This window comes from Pseudomonas sp. FeN3W (genome assembly GCA_030263805.2).
Classification (GTDB): domain Bacteria; phylum Pseudomonadota; class Gammaproteobacteria; order Pseudomonadales; family Pseudomonadaceae; genus Stutzerimonas; species Stutzerimonas stutzeri_G.
Map to the genome: position 1 here is coordinate 4381219 of CP136010.1, position 15789 is coordinate 4397007.

Consider the following 15789-nt stretch of genomic DNA (forward strand, 5'->3'; position numbering starts at 1 on the left):
GAGCCGGCAACCGTGCTGGCAACAGGCGCGGGCTGAGCGGCCATTGTTTACAGATACTTGAGCCAGGCGATGTCCCGACGGCGTGCCTTGAGATCGGCGAACCAGCGCACCGCCGGGAACAGCACCACTGCCAACACCAGGGTGCACAGCCACAGCGGCCACACGGCGTCGAAGCCGAAATGAGTACCGCGATTCAGCCCCCAGATCGCGACGGCGGCGAGGTAGAGCAGCTTCAGCACGTACAGGTGCAGCAGGTAGAAGAACATCGGTGCCGCACCGAACACGCTGAGCGTTCGCAGCCAGGCACGGCCCTGCTGGCGTTCGAAGTGACGCAGCAGAAGCAGCCCGCCACCCAGCGTCAGGCACAGGAACAGTAGCGACGGCGGGTACTTGGTGACGTTGAGCAGGCTCATCAGCGTACGCAGGCCGTCCTCGCCGACGACCCAGGGCTGCTCGCCGTAGCTGTTGATCAGCCGCAGCAGAACGAAGGTGAGCAAGGCGCCTTGAGCCCAACCGCCCAGGTAGCTCTGGCGTCGTTCTGGATCGGCGTCCCTGGCGAACCAGGGCCCGACAGCGTAGCCAAGGGCGATCACGCCGATCCACGGCAGCAGCGGATAGGAAGTGCGCAGCCGCAGGTTTTCCGAAACCTCGATCCAGCCGCGGTCGTGCAGGATGGCCCAGGGGACGTGCAACGCTGAGACTGCGGAGAACTGCAGCGGATCGAGCAGGTTGTGGCCGCCAATGATCACCAGTCCCAGCACGATCAGCGCAGGGCGCGGAAGCCAAAGCAGCGCCGAGAGCGCCAGCATGCTCAGGCCGATCGCCCAGATCACTTGCAGATAGATCACCTGCGGCGGGAACTGGAACGTCCAGGCGAAGTTGACCAGGGTGAATTCGAGCGCCACCAGGAACAGCCCGCGTTTGAGCAGAAAGCTCGACACTGCACGGCGGTCCTGGTGCTTTTCGCCATAAAGGAAGGCTGACAGGCCGGTCAGGAAGATGAATACCGGCGCGCAGAGATGTGCCAGGGTGCGGCTGAAGAACAACGCCGGCTCGGTGACCGCCACGTCCATCGGGTCGGGCACCTGCATATGCAGCAGAAAGGTTTCACGGACATGGTCGAGCAGCATGAACAGGATCACCAGGCCGCGCAGCGCGTCGATGGATTGCAGACGCGCCGCGGCTGGCGGAGTGAAATCGGGGGAGGGCATGAGCGGCTCACAGCAGGATGATCGCAATGCAGGCGCAGACTCGTTGCGCCCGCCGAAAGGTGCGATACGTTATAACAAAAGTCGCTGCCTCCCCAGATGCGAATCAACCACGATAGTCCCTGGCGTAAAAGGGCTGAATGCTTCAGCCCTGCTCGCAGTTAACCATCCACGACACGCCGAAGCGGTCGGTGAGCATGCCGAAACGCTCGGCCCAGAAGGTTTTCTCCAGCGGCATGATCACCGTGCCGCCCTCGGCCAGTGCGGCGAACAGCTTTTCGCTTTCGTCCACGCTGGTCGGATGCAGGGAAACCGAGCAACCCTTGATGCCTTCGTACGGCCCACCGCCACAGGTGTTGGGCAAGGAGTCGGAGGCCATCAGCACACCATCGCCGAGGTTCAGGCAGGCGTGCATGATCCGCTCGCGGTACTCGGCGGGAAACTGCTCGGCATCCGGCGCCTGGGCAAAGGTCATCATGTCCAGCGTGCCGCCCAGCACATCCTTGTAGAAGGTGAACGCTTCGCGGGTGGTGCCGTCGAGAGTGAGGTAGGTGGTGATCTTCATTGCTTGCTCCTTGCGGTCATTGATTGAGTTGCGCGCGCAGGCGGTCTTCCTGCTCGCGCAGTTCGGGGGTGAACTCGGCGCCGAAGTCTTTCGCTTCGAATATCTGGCGAATCTCGATTTCCGTAGCGCCGATGGCCGACTGCGGGCAACGCTTGACCCAGTCGACGGCCTCCTGCAACGAGGCGGTCTGGAACAGCCAGTAGCCGGCGATCAGCTCGTGGGTTTCGGCGAACGGGCCATCGGTGACGCTGCACTGGCCGCCGTTGAAACGGACCCGCGCGCCCTTGCGACTGGGCTGCAGGCCTTCGCCGCCGAGCAGCACGCCGGCATTGGCCAGGTCTTCGTTGTAGCGGCCCATCGCCGTGAGAACGTCCTCGCTGGGCATCTCGCCGGCTTCGGTTTGTGGGGTGGCCTTGATCATCACCATGAAACGCATCGGTGGACTCCTTCAGTGGAATGGAAAGAGCCTAGACGGGCATACGGCAATTTCCGCCGACTCCGATCATTGGTCGAACGGGCGCGGTAGGAATCGACAGGTCTTTGAGAACTTCTTTGCTCAGGGCAGCGGATAGGTCAGCAGAAGCAGATGCAGGCTGTTGACCGCACCGTGCAGCAGTACCGCGACCCACAGGCGGCCAGCGGAGTAATGGAAGGCCAGGCCGTAGCCCAGACCGGCCAGCGTGGCGAGCCCGGCGAAACCGAAGCCGGCCGGCAGGTGCGCGGCGCCGAACAGGGCGCTCGCCAGACCGATGCCGACGACCGCACCGAAGCGGCCGACCAATGCACGCTGCAGCAGGCCGCGAAAGATCAGCTCTTCGGCCAGGCAGGTGATGCCCAGGTTGATCAGCAGCCAGGGCAGGAACAGCGCCGGCCATTTCGGTTGCCAGCCCAGCACGCCAGAGGCCAGCGCCAGCAGCGGGACGAGAATCAGGCAGGCGGCCGACGCAAGCAGGGTGAGCCTGATCGAGCGCCAATCGGTTCGTGGCTGGCCCAGCCACCAGGCCAGCAGCAGTGCCGCGACCATCGCCTTGTCCGGGCTGATGCGCAATTGCCAGGGCGAGGCACCGCCCAGATCCTGCGGCGCGCCGAGCGGCAGCGAGCTGAAGCCGGGTAGCAGATGCGCGGCGAGCAACAGCGCGCCAAGCAGCGTGCCGAGCAGCCACAGCGGGTTGGGGATACGCGGCTGGGCGACAAGCCAGCCAGCGAATAGCAGCACAGCCAGCGCGCCGATCGGCTCGAGCATGCCGAGGATCAGGCCGAGTGATAGCGCGACGACCGGCATGCAGTAGCGCAGCCGGCGAATCACACTATTGCAGCCGATAACGCGCGAGCTCCTTTGGCGTGAGCACGCGCATGCGCCACGGTTCGATCAGCTGCATGTCGTCCACCAGCCGTGTATTGACGCCCATGTCCCGGAAATAGATGCGTGGTGCGCGGTGTGGTCGCTGGCTGATGGACAGCGCCGACTCGCCATTGGCGACGTAGGGCCGATGCAGGCCGACATGGCCGCGCACGGTGCGCTGCCGTCCCGCCGCCAGCAGATAGATGCAGCTGCCCTGGCAGACCGCGGTGGCCGGTACCAGGGCGTCGAAACCCGTCTCGCGCAGCAGATAGCCCATGCGCATGGCTTCCGCTGCGCTGCCGCCGATGTTGTCGAGGATCAGCAGCCGGCGCGCGTGTTTGCCCGGGTGGGCCATGATGCCCTTGAGCAGCGCCTCGTAGTCGCCCGGCGCGATCTGTTCGGTGACCCGTGCGACCAGCACCAGGCCCTGATCTTCATGCTCCAGCGGCAGCACCTCGACCTTGGCGTGAGCAGAGCAGGCGAACAGCGCCAGTGCGCAGAGGGTGACGAAGCGAAGCATCGAGCGGGCAGTCCTGAAATGGGAGGTGGCGAAGATACCCGCAGCGTGGCATTTCGCCTACTGCCTTGCAGCTGGGCGGTCGGCCATCCGGGAAGCGCTGACGACGGCGTTGCGGCTCAGGCGTCGCTGGCCCCGTAGAGGCGCTTGTTCCAGTCTTCGACGGCATTCGCTTGCAGCCGTCGCTCGACCAGGGTGCGCCAGTTCGGCACCAGCGGCAGTTCGGCCAGTTCCACCAGCGCGTCCCGTTCGAGCGTGCGCCGGTAAAGCACATCCATTACCCGCGTCAGCGACCAGCGCGGGAACGGCCGCTGCTCCAGCACGAGCGCCTGTCCGACCTGCAACTGGCCGGGCTCCAGCACCTGGTAGTACCAGCCGGTCATGCCGCTCTGCTGCACGCGCAAGGACATGTCCGCGACGCCGAACCGATCGTTGAGCTTCCAGCACGGCTGGCGGGTCTGGGCGACCTGCAGCAACGCATCGCCACAGCGCAGCACATCACCCAGGCACAGATCGGCCTCGACGAGTCCACGGGTGCTGATGTTTTCGCCGAAGGCGCCGGGTTGCTGCAGCAGCGGCGAATCGCCGAGCTGTTCGCGCCAGTTGCGATAGTGCTCGAACGGGTAATGGTGGACCGCCTTGTACGGACCGCCGTGAACGCGGCGATCACCCTGTTCGTCGCCCTCCAGCCCCTCGGCCCCGACCGCCACGGCGCCTTCAACCGGCTGTTTGGCGATGGCGCTGCGGCTGCCGGGGCGGGTAAAGGCTACGGCCTTGCCGATGAGCAGTCGTTCGATCCTGGCCAGCTGCATGTTTCCCTCCGGATGACGGCTCGCAAAGGCGCGATTGTGCCGCATCGGAGGGAAGACGGTGCGTTCCGCGTCGATCAATCAGGCGCTGGCTCGGTGGACAACGCACGGATCATCGCCGTGGTGAGATACAGCCGCGGCGCGATGCTCGACAGCTCGATGTACTCGTCTTCCGCGTGCAGCCCGGCGCCGACCACGCCCATGGTTTCCAGCACGGCCGGCTTGTCGCTGCCCGGCACGTAGGCGTAGCCGGCGTCGGTGCCGAAACGCATGGCGATCGGCTCGATACGCTGGTCGATTTCGCCATACAGGCGCTGCGCCGTCGCGACCAGGCGCTCCGATGCCGGATTCTTCGCCAGCGGTGGGCGACCCTTGTCGATGCGCAGCTCGACGCGGGTGTCGTCGATCAGCCTGTTCTCGATGATCTTCTGCGCATCGGCGAGCACGCGGTCGGTCTCGCTGATGTCGGAGTAGCGCATGTCCGCTTCGGCGGTGGCCTTGTTCGGGATGATGTTGCGCTTCTCGCCGCCGGCGATCATGGTCCAGTTCACCGTGGTGCCCTTGTCCGGATCGCCCAGGTCCTTGAGTTGCACCAGCTGGTGCGCCAGTTCCAGCACCGCGTTACGACCGTCCTCCGGGGCGGAGCCGGCGTGGGAGGATTTGCCCTTCACCTCCAGCATCACCGCGTTGATGCCATTGGTGGCGGTGGTCACCGCATCGCGATCCGGCGGCTCGTAGGAGAAGACGTAGTCATGCTTGCGGGCCAGTTCGGCGATGATCTTCTTCGAGCCGGCCGAGCCCATTTCCTCATCCGGGTTGAACAGCACGGTAATGGTGCCGTAGTCGTCGAACCGCTGCGCCTTGAGCAGTTCCAGTGCATGCAGAATCATCGCTACGCCGCCCTTGGCATCGGCCACGCCGGGGCCGTAGGCGCGCCGCTCGTCCATGCGGAACGGGCGTTCTGCGGCGGTGCCTTCGGCGAACACCGTGTCGTAATGCACCATCAGCAGGAAGTCCTTGCCGCCAGTGCCCTTGAGGGTGCCGACGATGTTGTCGCCGGCCGACGGCGTCGCCGCGCTGGTGCTGACCTCGGCACCCAGCGCCTGCAGGCGTTCGACCAGCATCTGGCTGACCGTGGCCAGACCCTTCGCCTGGCCGGTGCCAGTGTCCACCGCCACCAGCTTTTTCACGGTTTCGAGATAGGCGCTCTGTTCGGCCCTGGCCTGTTCGAGCAGTTCGGCGGGCTTGAGCTCGGCGGCCATGACAGACAGTGAAGACAGGCAGAGCGCGACTGCAGCGGCAATCGGGGCGACAACGCGTACGTGCATCGGAATAACCTCGGATCGCGGGGTGATGAGCTTGAGAGCGCCGCCAAGCCCGCAACGTTCCGAAGCATCGCTGCACAGGTCGCAGCCGCGCGGAGAATGCTAATGTCTGCCTTTTCCACTTGCCGGAGAACTCCAGGTGTCCCTGACCACGCCCTATGACCCGCAGAACATCTTCGCCCAGATCATTCGTGGCGATGCGCCCTGCTACAAACTCTACGAGGACGACGACGTCCTGGCCTTCCTCGACCTGTTCCCGCAGTCCTTCGGCCACACGCTGGTGATTCCCAAGCGCTCGGCGGCCTGCAACATCCTCGATGTGGATAGCGAAGCGCTGGCCAAGGTCATGGGCGTAGTGCAGAAGCTCACCCGCGTGATCGTCGACGAACTGCAGCCCGATGGCGTGCAGGTCGCGCAGTTCAATGGCGCGCCGGCGGGGCAGACGGTGTTCCACATCCACGTGCATATCGTGCCGCGCTACTCGGGCGAGGGGCTTGGCATTCATGCCGCCGGCAAGGCCGATCCGGCCGATCTGGAACAGCTCCAGGCGCGCTTGCTGCAGCGTATCGCCGCGCAGGGCTGAGCCAGGCGGCGATGTCGTGGCGGGGTCAAGCCCGCTGCGACCATCGCAGCAACCAACAGGCACCAAAGTACAATTCGTGGCCGGCAGGGGGCTTCGTACCCTGCGGGCATGATGTCTTCATTGCCCTTCCTCACCCGGTTCGTTCTGCGCGCTCGCCGTGCGCTGCTGGCGCTTGTGCTGCTGCCCCTGTGGGCGCAGTCGCAGGAGCTGCCGGTGCTGACCCTCAGCGTGCTGCAGTTCGGCACGCCACACTGGGAGCTCGAGCACCTCAAGCGTCGAGGACTGGACCGTGCCAACGGCTTCGAGCTGAAGGTGCGGCTGGTGGCCGATGTGCCGGCTTCGCGCCTGGCATTGACCAGTGGCAGCGTCGACGGCGCGGTGAGCGACCTGCTCTGGGCGCAGGCGCGTTACCAGGCCGGCACGGCCTATCGCTACGTACCCTTTTCCTCGCAGATCGGCGAAGTGCTGGTGCCCGAAAGCAGCGCCATCCGCACGCTGACCGACCTGCGCGGCAAGCGCATCGGCGTCGCTGGCGGGCCGGACGGGCTGGGCTGGCAGTTGCTGCAGCATGCCGCGGCCCAGGACGGTATTGATCTGGCCAGACAGGCGACCGTTCAGTACGCCGCACCGCCTCTGCTCAGCCAGGCCCTGCGCCGCGGTCAGGTCGATGCGCTGCTGACCTTCTGGCATTTCTCCGCGCGTATGCGTGGCGAGGGTGGTGTGCAGGTAGCGTTCGGCCTGGCCGATCTGTTGCAGGCGCTGGCGCTCGACCCTGACCTGCCGGTGCTCGGCTATCTGTTCCCCGAATCCTGGGCCGTCGAGCATGAGGCGCTGTTGCGGCGCTTCGCCACGGCGCTGGGCCAGACCAAGCACGAACTCGCCAGCGAGCCCGCGCACTGGCAGGCGCTGCGGCCGTTGATGCGTGCCGACGAGGATGGCGTGTTCGCCGCGTTGCGCGACAGTTTCCTCGCCGGCATCCCGCAGCCGCTGGATGAGCGGCGTATCGCCGACCTGCAGCGACTGTTGACCCTCACCGGTGCCGATCCGGCGAAACTGATGCCGGCCGCGTCGTTCCAGAGCACGCCATGAACGGCTCGCGCTGGGCCTGCTGGATCGCCCTGCCATGCGCGGTGGCACTCTGGACGCTGCTTGCGCTGGTCGTGCAGACGCCGCTGCTGCCCACTCCGGCCGCCGTCTTCGACACTTTCTGGCAGGCCACGCAGAGCGGTGAGCTGCCAGAACACCTGCTGGTAACTCTGCGCCGCGTGCTGTTCGCCTTCGTGCTGGCGATGGTGCTGGGCACGTTGCTCGGCGTGTGGATGGGCCGCTCGCGGCTGGCCAATGCCGTGCTCGATCCGCTGCTGGTGTTGTTCCTCAACCTGCCGGCGCTGGTCACCATCATCCTGCTCTACGTCTGGTTCGGCCTGGTGGAAGCCGCGGCGGTGCTGTCGGTGGTGATCAACAAGGTGCCGAACGTGGCCGTCACCGTGCGCGAGGGCGCCCGCAGTATCGATCCCAAGCTGGAACAGATGGCCCTGGTCTACCGCTTCACACGCGGGCAGCGGATCAGGCATGTCTGGCTGCCGCAGCTGTTTCCCTACCTGATGGCGGCGACCCGCGGCGGGCTGGCGCTGATCTGGAAGATCGTGCTGGTGGTCGAGCTGCTCGGGCGTTCGGATGGCATCGGCTTTCAGCTGCACATGGCCTTTCAGGTGTTCGACGTGGCGAGCATCCTCGCCTACAGCCTGGCCTTCATCGCCGTGGTCCAGTTGATCGAACTGGCGCTGTTGCAGCCGCTGGAGCGACGTGCATCGTCCTGGCGAGAAGCGGGTGTGCGCCATGCTTGAGCTGCGCCTGGATGGCCGTCACGCCGTGCTGGGCGCGATCGATGCGCAGGTGCGCGAAGGCGATCGCATCTGTCTGCTCGGGCCATCCGGTGTCGGCAAGACCACGTTGCTCAACGGCATCGCCGGGCTCGATCCGCAGCTGCGGCCGATGATCGAGCAGCGCGCCGGCTTGCGCGTCGGCTACCTGTTTCAGGAACATCGCCTGCTGCCCTGGCGCACGGTGCGGCAGAACCTGGCGCTGGTCGGCGCGGGCGCGGCGGATATCGAGCGGCTGCTGGCCGAGGTCGGGCTGAGTGGCGCGGCTGACCGCCTGCCGGATCAGCTCTCGCTGGGCATGGCGCGCAGGGCGGCACTGGCGCGCTGCCTGGCGATCAAGCCGGATCTGTTGCTGCTCGACGAACCCTTCGCCTCGCTGGATGCCGAGCGCGCCGCCGAGCTGCGCGGGCTGATCGCCCGCCTGCTGGATCGGCAGCCGGCCATGGCGATGATCTGCGTGACCCACGATCCGCGCGATGCCGACGACCTGGCCAACCGCCTGTGGTACCTGAGCGGCGCCCCGGCGAGCTTGCGCTGCGATGAGCCGCTCGGCAGCGCCGTCAACCTCAGCCAACTGAGCGAGCGCCAGCGCCGCGCCTGAGCGGCATTCAGCCGGCCACCAGCTGCGTCAGCGCATGCAGTGCCAGGCCGACCAGCCCGCCGACCAGGGTGCCGTTGATGCGGATGTACTGCAGGTCCTTGCCGACGCTCTGTTCCAGCTGCTCGACCAGTTCGCGGCTCTCCCAGCTCTCCACGCGCTGGGCGATATAGGCGCCGATCTGCCCGCGGTAGCGTTCCAACAGGCCGGGCGCAGCGGCCAGCAACTGCTCGTTGATCCAGTTGCGCATGGAGTCGTCAGCGGCCAGGCCGTCACCGAGGCCGCGGCAGAGGCTGACGATGCGTCGGCCGATGCGTGAGTCGTCGCTGGCCAGGTCGCTTTCCAGCCAGACCGTGAGTTCCTGCCAGAGATTGCCGAAATAGGCGCTGGTAGCCGGGTGCTCCAAGAGCTGCGCGAGGATGCGCTCGACCTCCAGGGCGTATTGTGGGTCCTGTTCCAGGCGCTCGATGTATTCACTGACGTGCTCGTCGAAGCGCTGGCGGATCAGGTGCTCGGGGTCGGCGGCGATCTCGGCGATCAGCGCCGACAGGCCGTCGACGAACTTGTTCGCCGACCAGCCGCTCACCGGCCGGCTCAGGCCGAGGTAGCGCAGAGTGCGGATTTCCCGGCTGATGGCGTCGGCGACCAGCGCGCGGGTTTCCTCGTCCTGCATGATCGAGTCGAGGCGGATCAGCAGCTCGTCGAGCATCGCCTGATGCCGGCCCTGGCTGGTCAGCACGCGCAAGGCCTGGGCCAGCGGGGCGGAGAGGTCGAACTTGCGCAGCCGCGTGGTCACCTTGGCCTCGACGAAGGCGCGCACGCGCTCGTCATGCAGCGCGGCGATACCGAAATGTGCAACGCCGGTGAGTCGGCGGCCGACCGCCTCGGCATTGCTCGGATGGCGCAGCCAATCGGCCAGGCGCGAGGCGATGTCGAGTTCCTGCAGCTTGGCCAGCACCAGCGGCGTGGCGAGGAAATGCGTGGTGATGAAGCTGGACAGGTTCTGCCCGATGCGCGCCTTGCTGCGCGGGATGATCGCCGTATGCGGGATCGGCAGGCCCAGCGGGTGGCGGAACAGAGCGGTGACGGCGAACCAGTCGGCGATCGCGCCGATCATGGCGGCTTCGGCGAACGAGGCGACGTAACCCCAGGCCGGATGACTGGCTTCGAAGCGTGTCGCGACGATGTAGAGCAGGGCGGCCATTAGCAACAGAAGGCCGGCGACCAGCTTCATGCGCGAAACCGGTGACTGCCAGGCGCTGATCATGGAACGCATGCAGGTCCTCGTCGTGTAGGGCGGATGGAGGTTCCAGCCGGTAGACAGCAAAGCGGGGCGATGAGGTCGGCGCTTGCAGCAAAAGCGCAAACAAAGAGGTGGCGAACAGCGCTCGGGTTCGCAGCGGAGCAACTGCAGAAATGCTTCGGGTCGGGCCGATGCTGCAACGCGTGTGGGCAAGGCTGCGCGGTTGTCCACCCTACGAACGCGGCACGTTCGCAGGGTGAATGTGATCGCCGGCGCTGGATCAGACCTCGTCTTCTTCCTCGCGGATCAGCACGTACTGGCCTTCGGCATCGTTCAGGCAGTCCCAGACGTAGAACATCGATATCCGGCCCGGGGTTTCCGTGACGGCGGCATAGTCGCCGGGTACGGCAGTGAAGTAGACGCCGGAGTCGGGCGCCGCCTGGCAGGCGATGCGGGCGACGACGAAGGCTTCCGGCGCGGTGCCGTCGAAGTAGTCGTCACGGTCCTTGGCATCCCACTCGGCTGGCGCTTCGAAGGGGCCGCTGATGACGATGCGCGCGTCTCCCAGGTCCTGCTCTTCCGCCTCCTCGTCGTACTCATCGGGGCGGTACAGGGTGCATTCCAGGGCGTCCGGGTTTTCGAGAATGGCCGCGCGGGATTGTGGGGTGAGTGTCTGCATGGAATCTCCGACTGCGGTTGGGTGTGAGTGGGCAGTGTGGTGGAGCCGCCAGGGCAGTGCAATCGCAAGCGTAGTCGCAGGTGCTCAGCGTGAGCTGTGGCGCCGATCAGGGCTGGCGCCACAGACTGCGTTCTCGCGGTTCAACGTCAGGCGCGGAAGCGATCGACCTGCGTGCGCAGTTCCGCTGCCAGCCTGTCCAGTTCGCTGGCGGTTCCAGCCAGGTTGGCGACCACTTCGCGCTGTTCCTGATTCGCCAGCGCGATGCTCTGCAGGTTGCTGCTCAGCAGGGTCGCGGTGCTGCTCTGCTCCTGAGTAGCGGTACTGATGGCACTGAATTGCTCGTCGGCGCTGCGACTCTGTTCGTCGATAAGTGTCAGGGCTGCGGCCACCTTGGCATTGCGCTGGAGACCGTCATCCATCAGGCGTTGGCCGAGCTCCATGGTGCTCATGGCGTTACCGGTTTGCGTCTGGATCTGGCCGATCATGCCGGTAATGCGCTCGGTGGCTTCGCGAGTGCGCGAAGCGAGGCTGCGAACCTCGTCGGCGACCACGGCAAAGCCACGTCCCTGTTCACCGGCGCGGGCCGCCTCGATCGCAGCATTGAGTGCGAGCAGATTGGTTTGCTCGGCAATGGCAGTGATCACGCCGACGATGCTGCCGATTTCCTGCGAGCGCTGATCGAGGCTTTCTACCACGCGCGCCGTGCCGCTCAGCGCCGTGGCGATCTGTGCCAGTGCGTCGGATGCCTCGTCCATGGCGGCGCGGCCCACGCTGGTCTGCTCGGCATTGGCGCGGGCCACGCGCTGGGTGTCGCGCATGTTGTCGGCGATGTTCAGTGACGTGGCACTGAACTCTTCGACCGCACCGGCCATGCTGGTGATTTCACCGGACTGCTGCTCCATGCCTTCGTTGGCACCGCCGGATAGCCCGGCCAGCAGTTGCGCACGTTGGCTGACTTCGCCTGATGCATTGCGGATGCGCGCGACCATCTCCGATAGCGCTTCACCCATCCGGTTGAAACTGTCCGCCAGCTGGCCGATCTCGTCGTTGCTGCGTACCTGCGAGCGCACGCTGAGATCACCGGCACCGAGCGCCTGCGCCTGCTGTACTACTGCCGCCAGAGGCTTGAGCTTATGGCGCAGCAGCCAGATGGTGGCGGCGACCGCAAGAAGCATCGCCAGCAGATTGCCGATGGCCAGGCGCAACCCGATGCTCCAGGTTACGTCCTGGATTTCCGCGGCCGGCATGCTCGCCAATACCGTCCACGGGCCGCCCTCGAACAAGGTCGCGACGCTGTAGATATCGGAGCTGCCATCCGTCCAGTAAGCGCCCTTGCCGCTCTGACCGCCCAGCTCGGCGACCCGGTCGGCCGCCTGCTCCGGCTGGCTCAGGTCAGGCGGCGCCACCAGCCACTGTTTTTTCTCGTCGAGCAGGGCGAGCGAGCCGCTTTCGCCGATGCGAAAGCGTGTCAGGCCATCGAACTGCACGCGCTGTGCCTCGGTGTAGTCGAAACCGACGAAAAGTACCGCCGTCACCCGGCCGCTGGCATCTTTGACCGGCGTGTACTGGGTCATGTAATGGCGATCGAACAGGAACGCGCGGCCGATGTATTGCTTGCCGCTCAGCAGTAGCGGATAGGCCGGGTGCTGGCGGTCCAGCAGGGTGCCGATGGCACGGCTGCCGTCCTGCTTGGTGACTGAGGTGCTGACCCGCACGAAGTCATCGTTGTCGCGGGCGAAGACGGTGGCGACACCGGCGGTCATCTCGCGGAAATCGTCGACCACGCTGAAATCATTGTTCAGCGGCGCGCCCTCATGCATCAGTGCTGGTGTCATGACGCCGCCGACCTCGATGCGCTGGTCGGGGTCGAGCTGCAACCCATCGGTAAAGCGCTTCTCGAAAAGACCGGCGAGACGCTGGGTATTCTCGCGCAGCGTGCCATGGAAGGTGGCCAGCTGATCGGCAAGCAGCCGTGCTTCGCTGGCGAGATGTTGTTCGCGGGTATTGAGGTTGGCAGCGTTCAGCGAGCGAAGGGCGAAGAGCGTACTGCCGGTGATGACCACGGCGAGGATGAGCGCAAGTGCCACGCCAAGTTGCGTGGCGATCCGAGCACGGGGCTGTTGCACGATGATCTCCTGACCGAGCGGATAAGGGCGGGACGACACTGCTCGATACATTTAGGGATATCGGCGAACTGCCATGGAGCTTTAGTGGCCAGCGCCTGCGTGAAGCGTCGCCGGATGGCCCGTTCGCAACCTTCGGACCGCCGGTGCCGTGCGGTTCGAACGCCGCGTGGTTTGTCGCCTCCAATCGGTATCAGTCACTCACCCGCGAAAGCCGAGGCGACCATGAAAGCAAGTGACCAACAGGCAGGCGATGAGCCTGATGTGACGATGACCGACGGCGGCGAAAAGAACGCCGGCGAAGATCCGGATTACGACGACCAGCCCTCGCCGCTGGACGATCCTGACGAGCCTGAAACGCTGCCCGACGATCCGGACATCCAGGGAGAAGACGGCTCCAACGAGCCGAGCTGAGCCCCACCCACCCATGACAATCGCTGCCTAGAGGAATCGTCATGAACCTTTATCAGGTCAGACCCACCGAAATGGGCTGGGAATTGGAAGACCAGCAGACCCAGAAAACCGTATTGCGAACCCTGACCAAGGACGAGATGTACAGCGCGCTGGATGCCTACATGGATGGCCGCACCGCGTCGGTCGAGTGTTCGGTCGCGACGGCGAACTGGAAAAGGCGCGGCCCTATCCGGGCAGCCATCACCTGTAGGCATAGTGGCCTGTTTGGTAAGTTCAGTCGGGTCTCCACCAACTCACCGCACAGGCCACCAGGGCAATTTCCTTCAATACCATGCCCCTCATGCGTCCATAGCCTGCTCACTCCTTCCACTGGTAAGCAGAGTACTCATGGACCTCTACCTCTCGATGGTCGCGTTCGCCCTGGCTTCGTCGATCACCCCTGGCCCGGTCAACCTGGTCGCGCTCAACTGTGGCGCGCGTTTCGGCTTTCGCGCCAGTGCTCGGCACATCACCGGCGCAACGGTTGGTTTCACCCTGTTGCTGCTGCTGATCGGTCTCGGGCTTTACGAGCTGCTGGAGCGGGCGCCGATGCTGATGCGTGGCATCCAGTGGGGCGGGGTGGCCTTCCTGCTCTACATGGCCTGGCGGCTGGCAGCCGATGACGGCCGGCTGGAACCCGCGGCGGCCGGCAACGGCCCCTCGGCGCTCAACGGCGCGCTGATGCAATGGCTCAATCCGAAGGCCTGGCTGGCATCCGTGGCGGGCATGGGGCTGTTCGCGGCGAACGGCGATGTCCTGCGGGTCTGGCTGTTCGCCGGCCTGTATTTCGTCATCTGTTATGGCTCGATTGCCTGCTGGGCCGGCGCTGGCGCTTTTCTCAGCCGCTATCTGCAGGAGCCGGGGCGGGTGCGCTGGCTCAATCGAACGATGGCGCTGTTGCTGGCCGGCAGCGCGCTCTATCTAGTGGCGGGCTGAGCCCGGTATTGCCCGGGCGTCGCCGCCAGCTGACGCTTGAAGGTACGCTGGAAGTGCGCCTGGTCGGCAAAACCCGCGGCCAGTGCCACTTCAGCGAGGTCATGACCCTGGCGCAGCCAATGCTGGCTGCGCTGGATGCGACGGTTGAGCAGATAGGCATGCGGGGTCATGCCGTAGTGCTGCCTGAAGGTGCGGATCAGATAGGACGGCGACAGCGCGGCAGCCTGACAGATGTCTTCCAGACGCAGCGCCTCGGTGCAATGTTCGGCGATATAGTCGGCCGCCCGTCGCAGCTGTTCGACGGGCTCGGCGGCCGGGCGGGCGACTGCCGGGGCGAGGGTCTGCTGCAGCAGGCTGAAGTACTCGACGGCCGCGCTCTGCCGCTGCAGCGTGTCCGCCTGCGGGTCGAGCAGGGTGGCGTACAGCCCGGTCAGCCCGGCGAACAATTCCGGGTCGAGGCTCTGGATCGGTGCGTAGGGGATGAAGCGGCCGTCGGCGCTGACGCCCAGTTCATGCTGCAGCGCGCCCAGCCAGCCGGTGTCGACATAGAACATCAGGTACGACCAGGGCTGGCCGTCGATGGGATTGCAGGCGTGCACCGTTTGCGGATTGATGATCACCACCGCGCCGCGGGCGATCCGCTGGCGTGCTGCGCCGTTGAAATAGGTGCTGGCGCCGGCGGTGATCGCACCGATGGAAAAGGTCTCGTGACAGTGCGGTGCATAGCAGACCTTGCGTCCATCGGCGACGGCCCGCGCCTCGAGGAAGGGCAGGGCGGCGTCGCGCCAGAAGCGTGGCTGGCTGTCGTCTGGGGCGTTCACGGTCGGTGGCCTGTGCGGTGAGTGGGTTGAGGCAAGTTTGGATGAACATGGCTTCGAGACAAGGCGCTGCGACGCGCCATAGCGGGGCCATGGTGAGGAGCAGCAACGCAGTAGCGGGGCCATGGCCGCCGAAATTGTCCAACTGAACCTACCAAACAAGCCACTAACTGCGCTCATCGATACGAAACTGTGGTCAGACTCTAGCAATCATTCGGCGCTCTGGCATGCTCGACGCCCAGGTTCGCCATTTCAGCCTCAGCCAAGGAGTTTCCATGCGCCTGCCCCTCGCTATCACTGCACTGCTGTCGCTGGCTGGCTGTTCGTCCTGGCAGCCCGATGCCGAGGACATCGAACCGGTGCCGGCCGAGCGGGTGCTGGCCTACCAGCAACCCCTGGAGAACGCCGGAGAGGTGGTGGTGACGCGGGATTTCGGCTTGCGTGGCGGCGGCTGCTACATCGCCGTGCTGATCGATCGTGAGCTGGCGGCGCGTATCCATGTCGGCGAGGTGGTGCGTTTTCAGGTGCCGGCCGGGGCGCGGATCGTCAGCATCGGCACCGATCCGCTGGACGACACGCTGTGCGGCAAGCTCAGCCTGCGCCGCGAGAAGCTGGCGCAGGTGCAGGCGGGGCAGACGCTGGAATATCGCGTCATCAGCGACAATCGCATCGGCTTCGACATCCTGCCGGTCGAGCCCTGAGGCGGC

General features: G+C 65.6%; 18 protein-coding genes. 7 read left to right on the plus strand and 11 right to left on the minus strand.

The window, feature by feature from the left end; genetic code table 11:
- Positions 1–47 precede the first annotated feature (47 nt).
- The 7 genes from P5704_020600 to P5704_020630 all read right to left on the minus strand — a co-directional run bounded on the left by P5704_020600 (position 48) and on the right by P5704_020630 (position 5769).
- Positions 48–1211, minus strand: coding sequence for a heparan-alpha-glucosaminide N-acetyltransferase domain-containing protein (locus P5704_020600; GenBank protein ID WOF78383.1), 1164 nt, complete (start codon positions 1209–1211; stop codon positions 48–50).
- A gap of 142 nt (positions 1212–1353) precedes the next feature.
- The gene (locus tag P5704_020605) at positions 1354–1773 is read right to left on the minus strand and encodes a VOC family protein (GenBank protein WOF78384.1); all 420 of its coding nucleotides are present in this window, start codon (positions 1771–1773) and stop codon (positions 1354–1356) included.
- A gap of 16 nt (positions 1774–1789) precedes the next feature.
- Positions 1790–2209, minus strand: coding sequence for a YciI family protein (locus P5704_020610; protein WOF78385.1), 420 nt, complete (start codon positions 2207–2209; stop codon positions 1790–1792).
- Between the two features lie 120 nt (positions 2210–2329).
- The gene (locus P5704_020615) at positions 2330–3055 is read right to left on the minus strand and encodes a CPBP family intramembrane glutamic endopeptidase (GenBank protein WOF81293.1); all 726 of its coding nucleotides are present in this window, start codon (positions 3053–3055) and stop codon (positions 2330–2332) included.
- A gap of 25 nt (positions 3056–3080) precedes the next feature.
- Complete coding sequence (locus P5704_020620) at positions 3081–3635, minus strand: hypothetical protein (protein WOF78386.1); 555 nt, start codon at positions 3633–3635, stop codon at positions 3081–3083.
- A 116-nt stretch (positions 3636–3751) separates the two neighbouring features.
- The gene (locus P5704_020625; GenBank protein WOF78387.1) at positions 3752–4444 is read right to left on the minus strand and encodes an MOSC domain-containing protein; all 693 of its coding nucleotides are present in this window, start codon (positions 4442–4444) and stop codon (positions 3752–3754) included.
- A gap of 74 nt (positions 4445–4518) precedes the next feature.
- The gene (locus P5704_020630; GenBank protein ID WOF78388.1) at positions 4519–5769 is read right to left on the minus strand and encodes a M20/M25/M40 family metallo-hydrolase; all 1251 of its coding nucleotides are present in this window, start codon (positions 5767–5769) and stop codon (positions 4519–4521) included.
- Between the two features lie 136 nt (positions 5770–5905).
- On the opposite strand from P5704_020630, the gene P5704_020635 reads away from it, so the two are divergent.
- From P5704_020635 to P5704_020650, 4 genes are all read left to right on the plus strand, one after another.
- Complete coding sequence (locus P5704_020635; protein ID WOF78389.1) at positions 5906–6349, plus strand: HIT family protein; 444 nt, start codon at positions 5906–5908, stop codon at positions 6347–6349.
- Positions 6350–6460: 111 nt separating this feature from the next.
- Positions 6461–7438 (plus strand): ABC transporter substrate-binding protein, encoded by a 978-nt coding sequence (locus P5704_020640; protein ID WOF78390.1) that lies wholly within the window; start codon positions 6461–6463, stop codon positions 7436–7438.
- Positions 7435–8196 (plus strand): ABC transporter permease, encoded by a 762-nt coding sequence (locus P5704_020645; protein ID WOF78391.1) that lies wholly within the window; start codon positions 7435–7437, stop codon positions 8194–8196. Before P5704_020640 ends, P5704_020645 begins: the two co-directional genes overlap by 4 nt.
- A complete protein-coding gene (locus tag P5704_020650) occupies positions 8189–8833 on the plus strand; it encodes an ATP-binding cassette domain-containing protein (protein ID WOF78392.1) in 645 nt (214 codons plus the stop codon). Before P5704_020645 ends, P5704_020650 begins: the two co-directional genes overlap by 8 nt.
- 7 nt (positions 8834–8840) lie before the next feature.
- Here the strand turns inward: P5704_020650 and P5704_020655 are convergent, their stop codons facing one another.
- The 3 genes from P5704_020655 to P5704_020665 all read right to left on the minus strand — a co-directional run bounded on the left by P5704_020655 (position 8841) and on the right by P5704_020665 (position 12878).
- Positions 8841–10106 carry a DUF445 domain-containing protein gene (locus tag P5704_020655; GenBank protein ID WOF78393.1) on the minus strand — a complete coding sequence of 422 codons (1266 nt, stop codon included), beginning with the start codon at positions 10104–10106 and terminating at the stop codon, positions 8841–8843.
- Between the two features lie 247 nt (positions 10107–10353).
- A complete protein-coding gene (locus P5704_020660) occupies positions 10354–10752 on the minus strand; it encodes a hypothetical protein (protein WOF78394.1) in 399 nt (132 codons plus the stop codon).
- Between the two features lie 146 nt (positions 10753–10898).
- Complete coding sequence (locus P5704_020665; GenBank protein ID WOF78395.1) at positions 10899–12878, minus strand: methyl-accepting chemotaxis protein; 1980 nt, start codon at positions 12876–12878, stop codon at positions 10899–10901.
- A gap of 222 nt (positions 12879–13100) precedes the next feature.
- Here P5704_020665 and P5704_020670 point away from each other — a divergent pair, with 222 nt between their 5' ends.
- Together P5704_020670 and P5704_020675 are read left to right on the plus strand one after the other, a co-directional pair.
- Complete coding sequence (locus tag P5704_020670) at positions 13101–13289, plus strand: hypothetical protein (GenBank protein WOF78396.1); 189 nt, start codon at positions 13101–13103, stop codon at positions 13287–13289.
- 387 nt (positions 13290–13676) lie between these two features.
- Positions 13677–14264: a LysE family translocator gene (locus tag P5704_020675; GenBank protein ID WOF78397.1), complete on the plus strand. Its 588-nt coding sequence runs from the start codon at positions 13677–13679 to the stop codon at positions 14262–14264.
- On the opposite strand, the gene P5704_020680 is transcribed toward P5704_020675, so the two are convergent.
- Complete coding sequence (locus P5704_020680) at positions 14246–15085, minus strand: AraC family transcriptional regulator (protein ID WOF78398.1); 840 nt, start codon at positions 15083–15085, stop codon at positions 14246–14248. The two genes, P5704_020675 and P5704_020680, sit on opposite strands and share 19 nt — an antisense overlap.
- Before the next feature lie 272 nt (positions 15086–15357).
- Here P5704_020680 and P5704_020685 point away from each other — a divergent pair, with 272 nt between their 5' ends.
- Entirely contained in the window at positions 15358–15783 is a 426-nt protein-coding gene (locus tag P5704_020685) for a 3-isopropylmalate dehydratase (protein ID WOF78399.1), read from the plus strand.
- Positions 15784–15789: the final 6 nt, after the last annotated feature.

What these genes read in the sequence shown, in the direction of transcription:
- P5704_020600 (WOF78383.1), bottom strand. Translation starts at nt 1,211, where the DNA reads ATGCCCTCCCCCGATTTCACTCCGCCAGCCGCGGCGCGTCTGCAATCC.
- P5704_020605 (WOF78384.1), bottom strand. Translation starts at nt 1,773, where the DNA reads ATGAAGATCACCACCTACCTCACTCTCGACGGCACCACCCGCGAAGCG.
- P5704_020610 (WOF78385.1), bottom strand. Translation starts at nt 2,209, where the DNA reads ATGCGTTTCATGGTGATGATCAAGGCCACCCCACAAACCGAAGCCGGC.
- P5704_020615 (WOF81293.1), bottom strand. Translation starts at nt 3,055, where the DNA reads ATGCCGGTCGTCGCGCTATCACTCGGCCTGATCCTCGGCATGCTCGAG.
- P5704_020620 (WOF78386.1), bottom strand. Translation starts at nt 3,635, where the DNA reads ATGCTTCGCTTCGTCACCCTCTGCGCACTGGCGCTGTTCGCCTGCTCT.
- P5704_020625 (WOF78387.1), bottom strand. Translation starts at nt 4,444, where the DNA reads ATGCAGCTGGCCAGGATCGAACGACTGCTCATCGGCAAGGCCGTAGCC.
- P5704_020630 (WOF78388.1), bottom strand. Translation starts at nt 5,769, where the DNA reads ATGCACGTACGCGTTGTCGCCCCGATTGCCGCTGCAGTCGCGCTCTGC.
- P5704_020640 (WOF78390.1), top strand. Translation starts at nt 6,461, where the DNA reads ATGTCTTCATTGCCCTTCCTCACCCGGTTCGTTCTGCGCGCTCGCCGT.
- P5704_020645 (WOF78391.1), top strand. Translation starts at nt 7,435, where the DNA reads ATGAACGGCTCGCGCTGGGCCTGCTGGATCGCCCTGCCATGCGCGGTG.
- P5704_020650 (WOF78392.1), top strand. Translation starts at nt 8,189, where the DNA reads ATGCTTGAGCTGCGCCTGGATGGCCGTCACGCCGTGCTGGGCGCGATC.
- P5704_020655 (WOF78393.1), bottom strand. Translation starts at nt 10,106, where the DNA reads ATGCGTTCCATGATCAGCGCCTGGCAGTCACCGGTTTCGCGCATGAAG.
- P5704_020660 (WOF78394.1), bottom strand. Translation starts at nt 10,752, where the DNA reads ATGCAGACACTCACCCCACAATCCCGCGCGGCCATTCTCGAAAACCCG.
- P5704_020670 (WOF78396.1), top strand. Translation starts at nt 13,101, where the DNA reads ATGAAAGCAAGTGACCAACAGGCAGGCGATGAGCCTGATGTGACGATG.
- P5704_020675 (WOF78397.1), top strand. Translation starts at nt 13,677, where the DNA reads ATGGACCTCTACCTCTCGATGGTCGCGTTCGCCCTGGCTTCGTCGATC.
- P5704_020685 (WOF78399.1), top strand. Translation starts at nt 15,358, where the DNA reads ATGCGCCTGCCCCTCGCTATCACTGCACTGCTGTCGCTGGCTGGCTGT.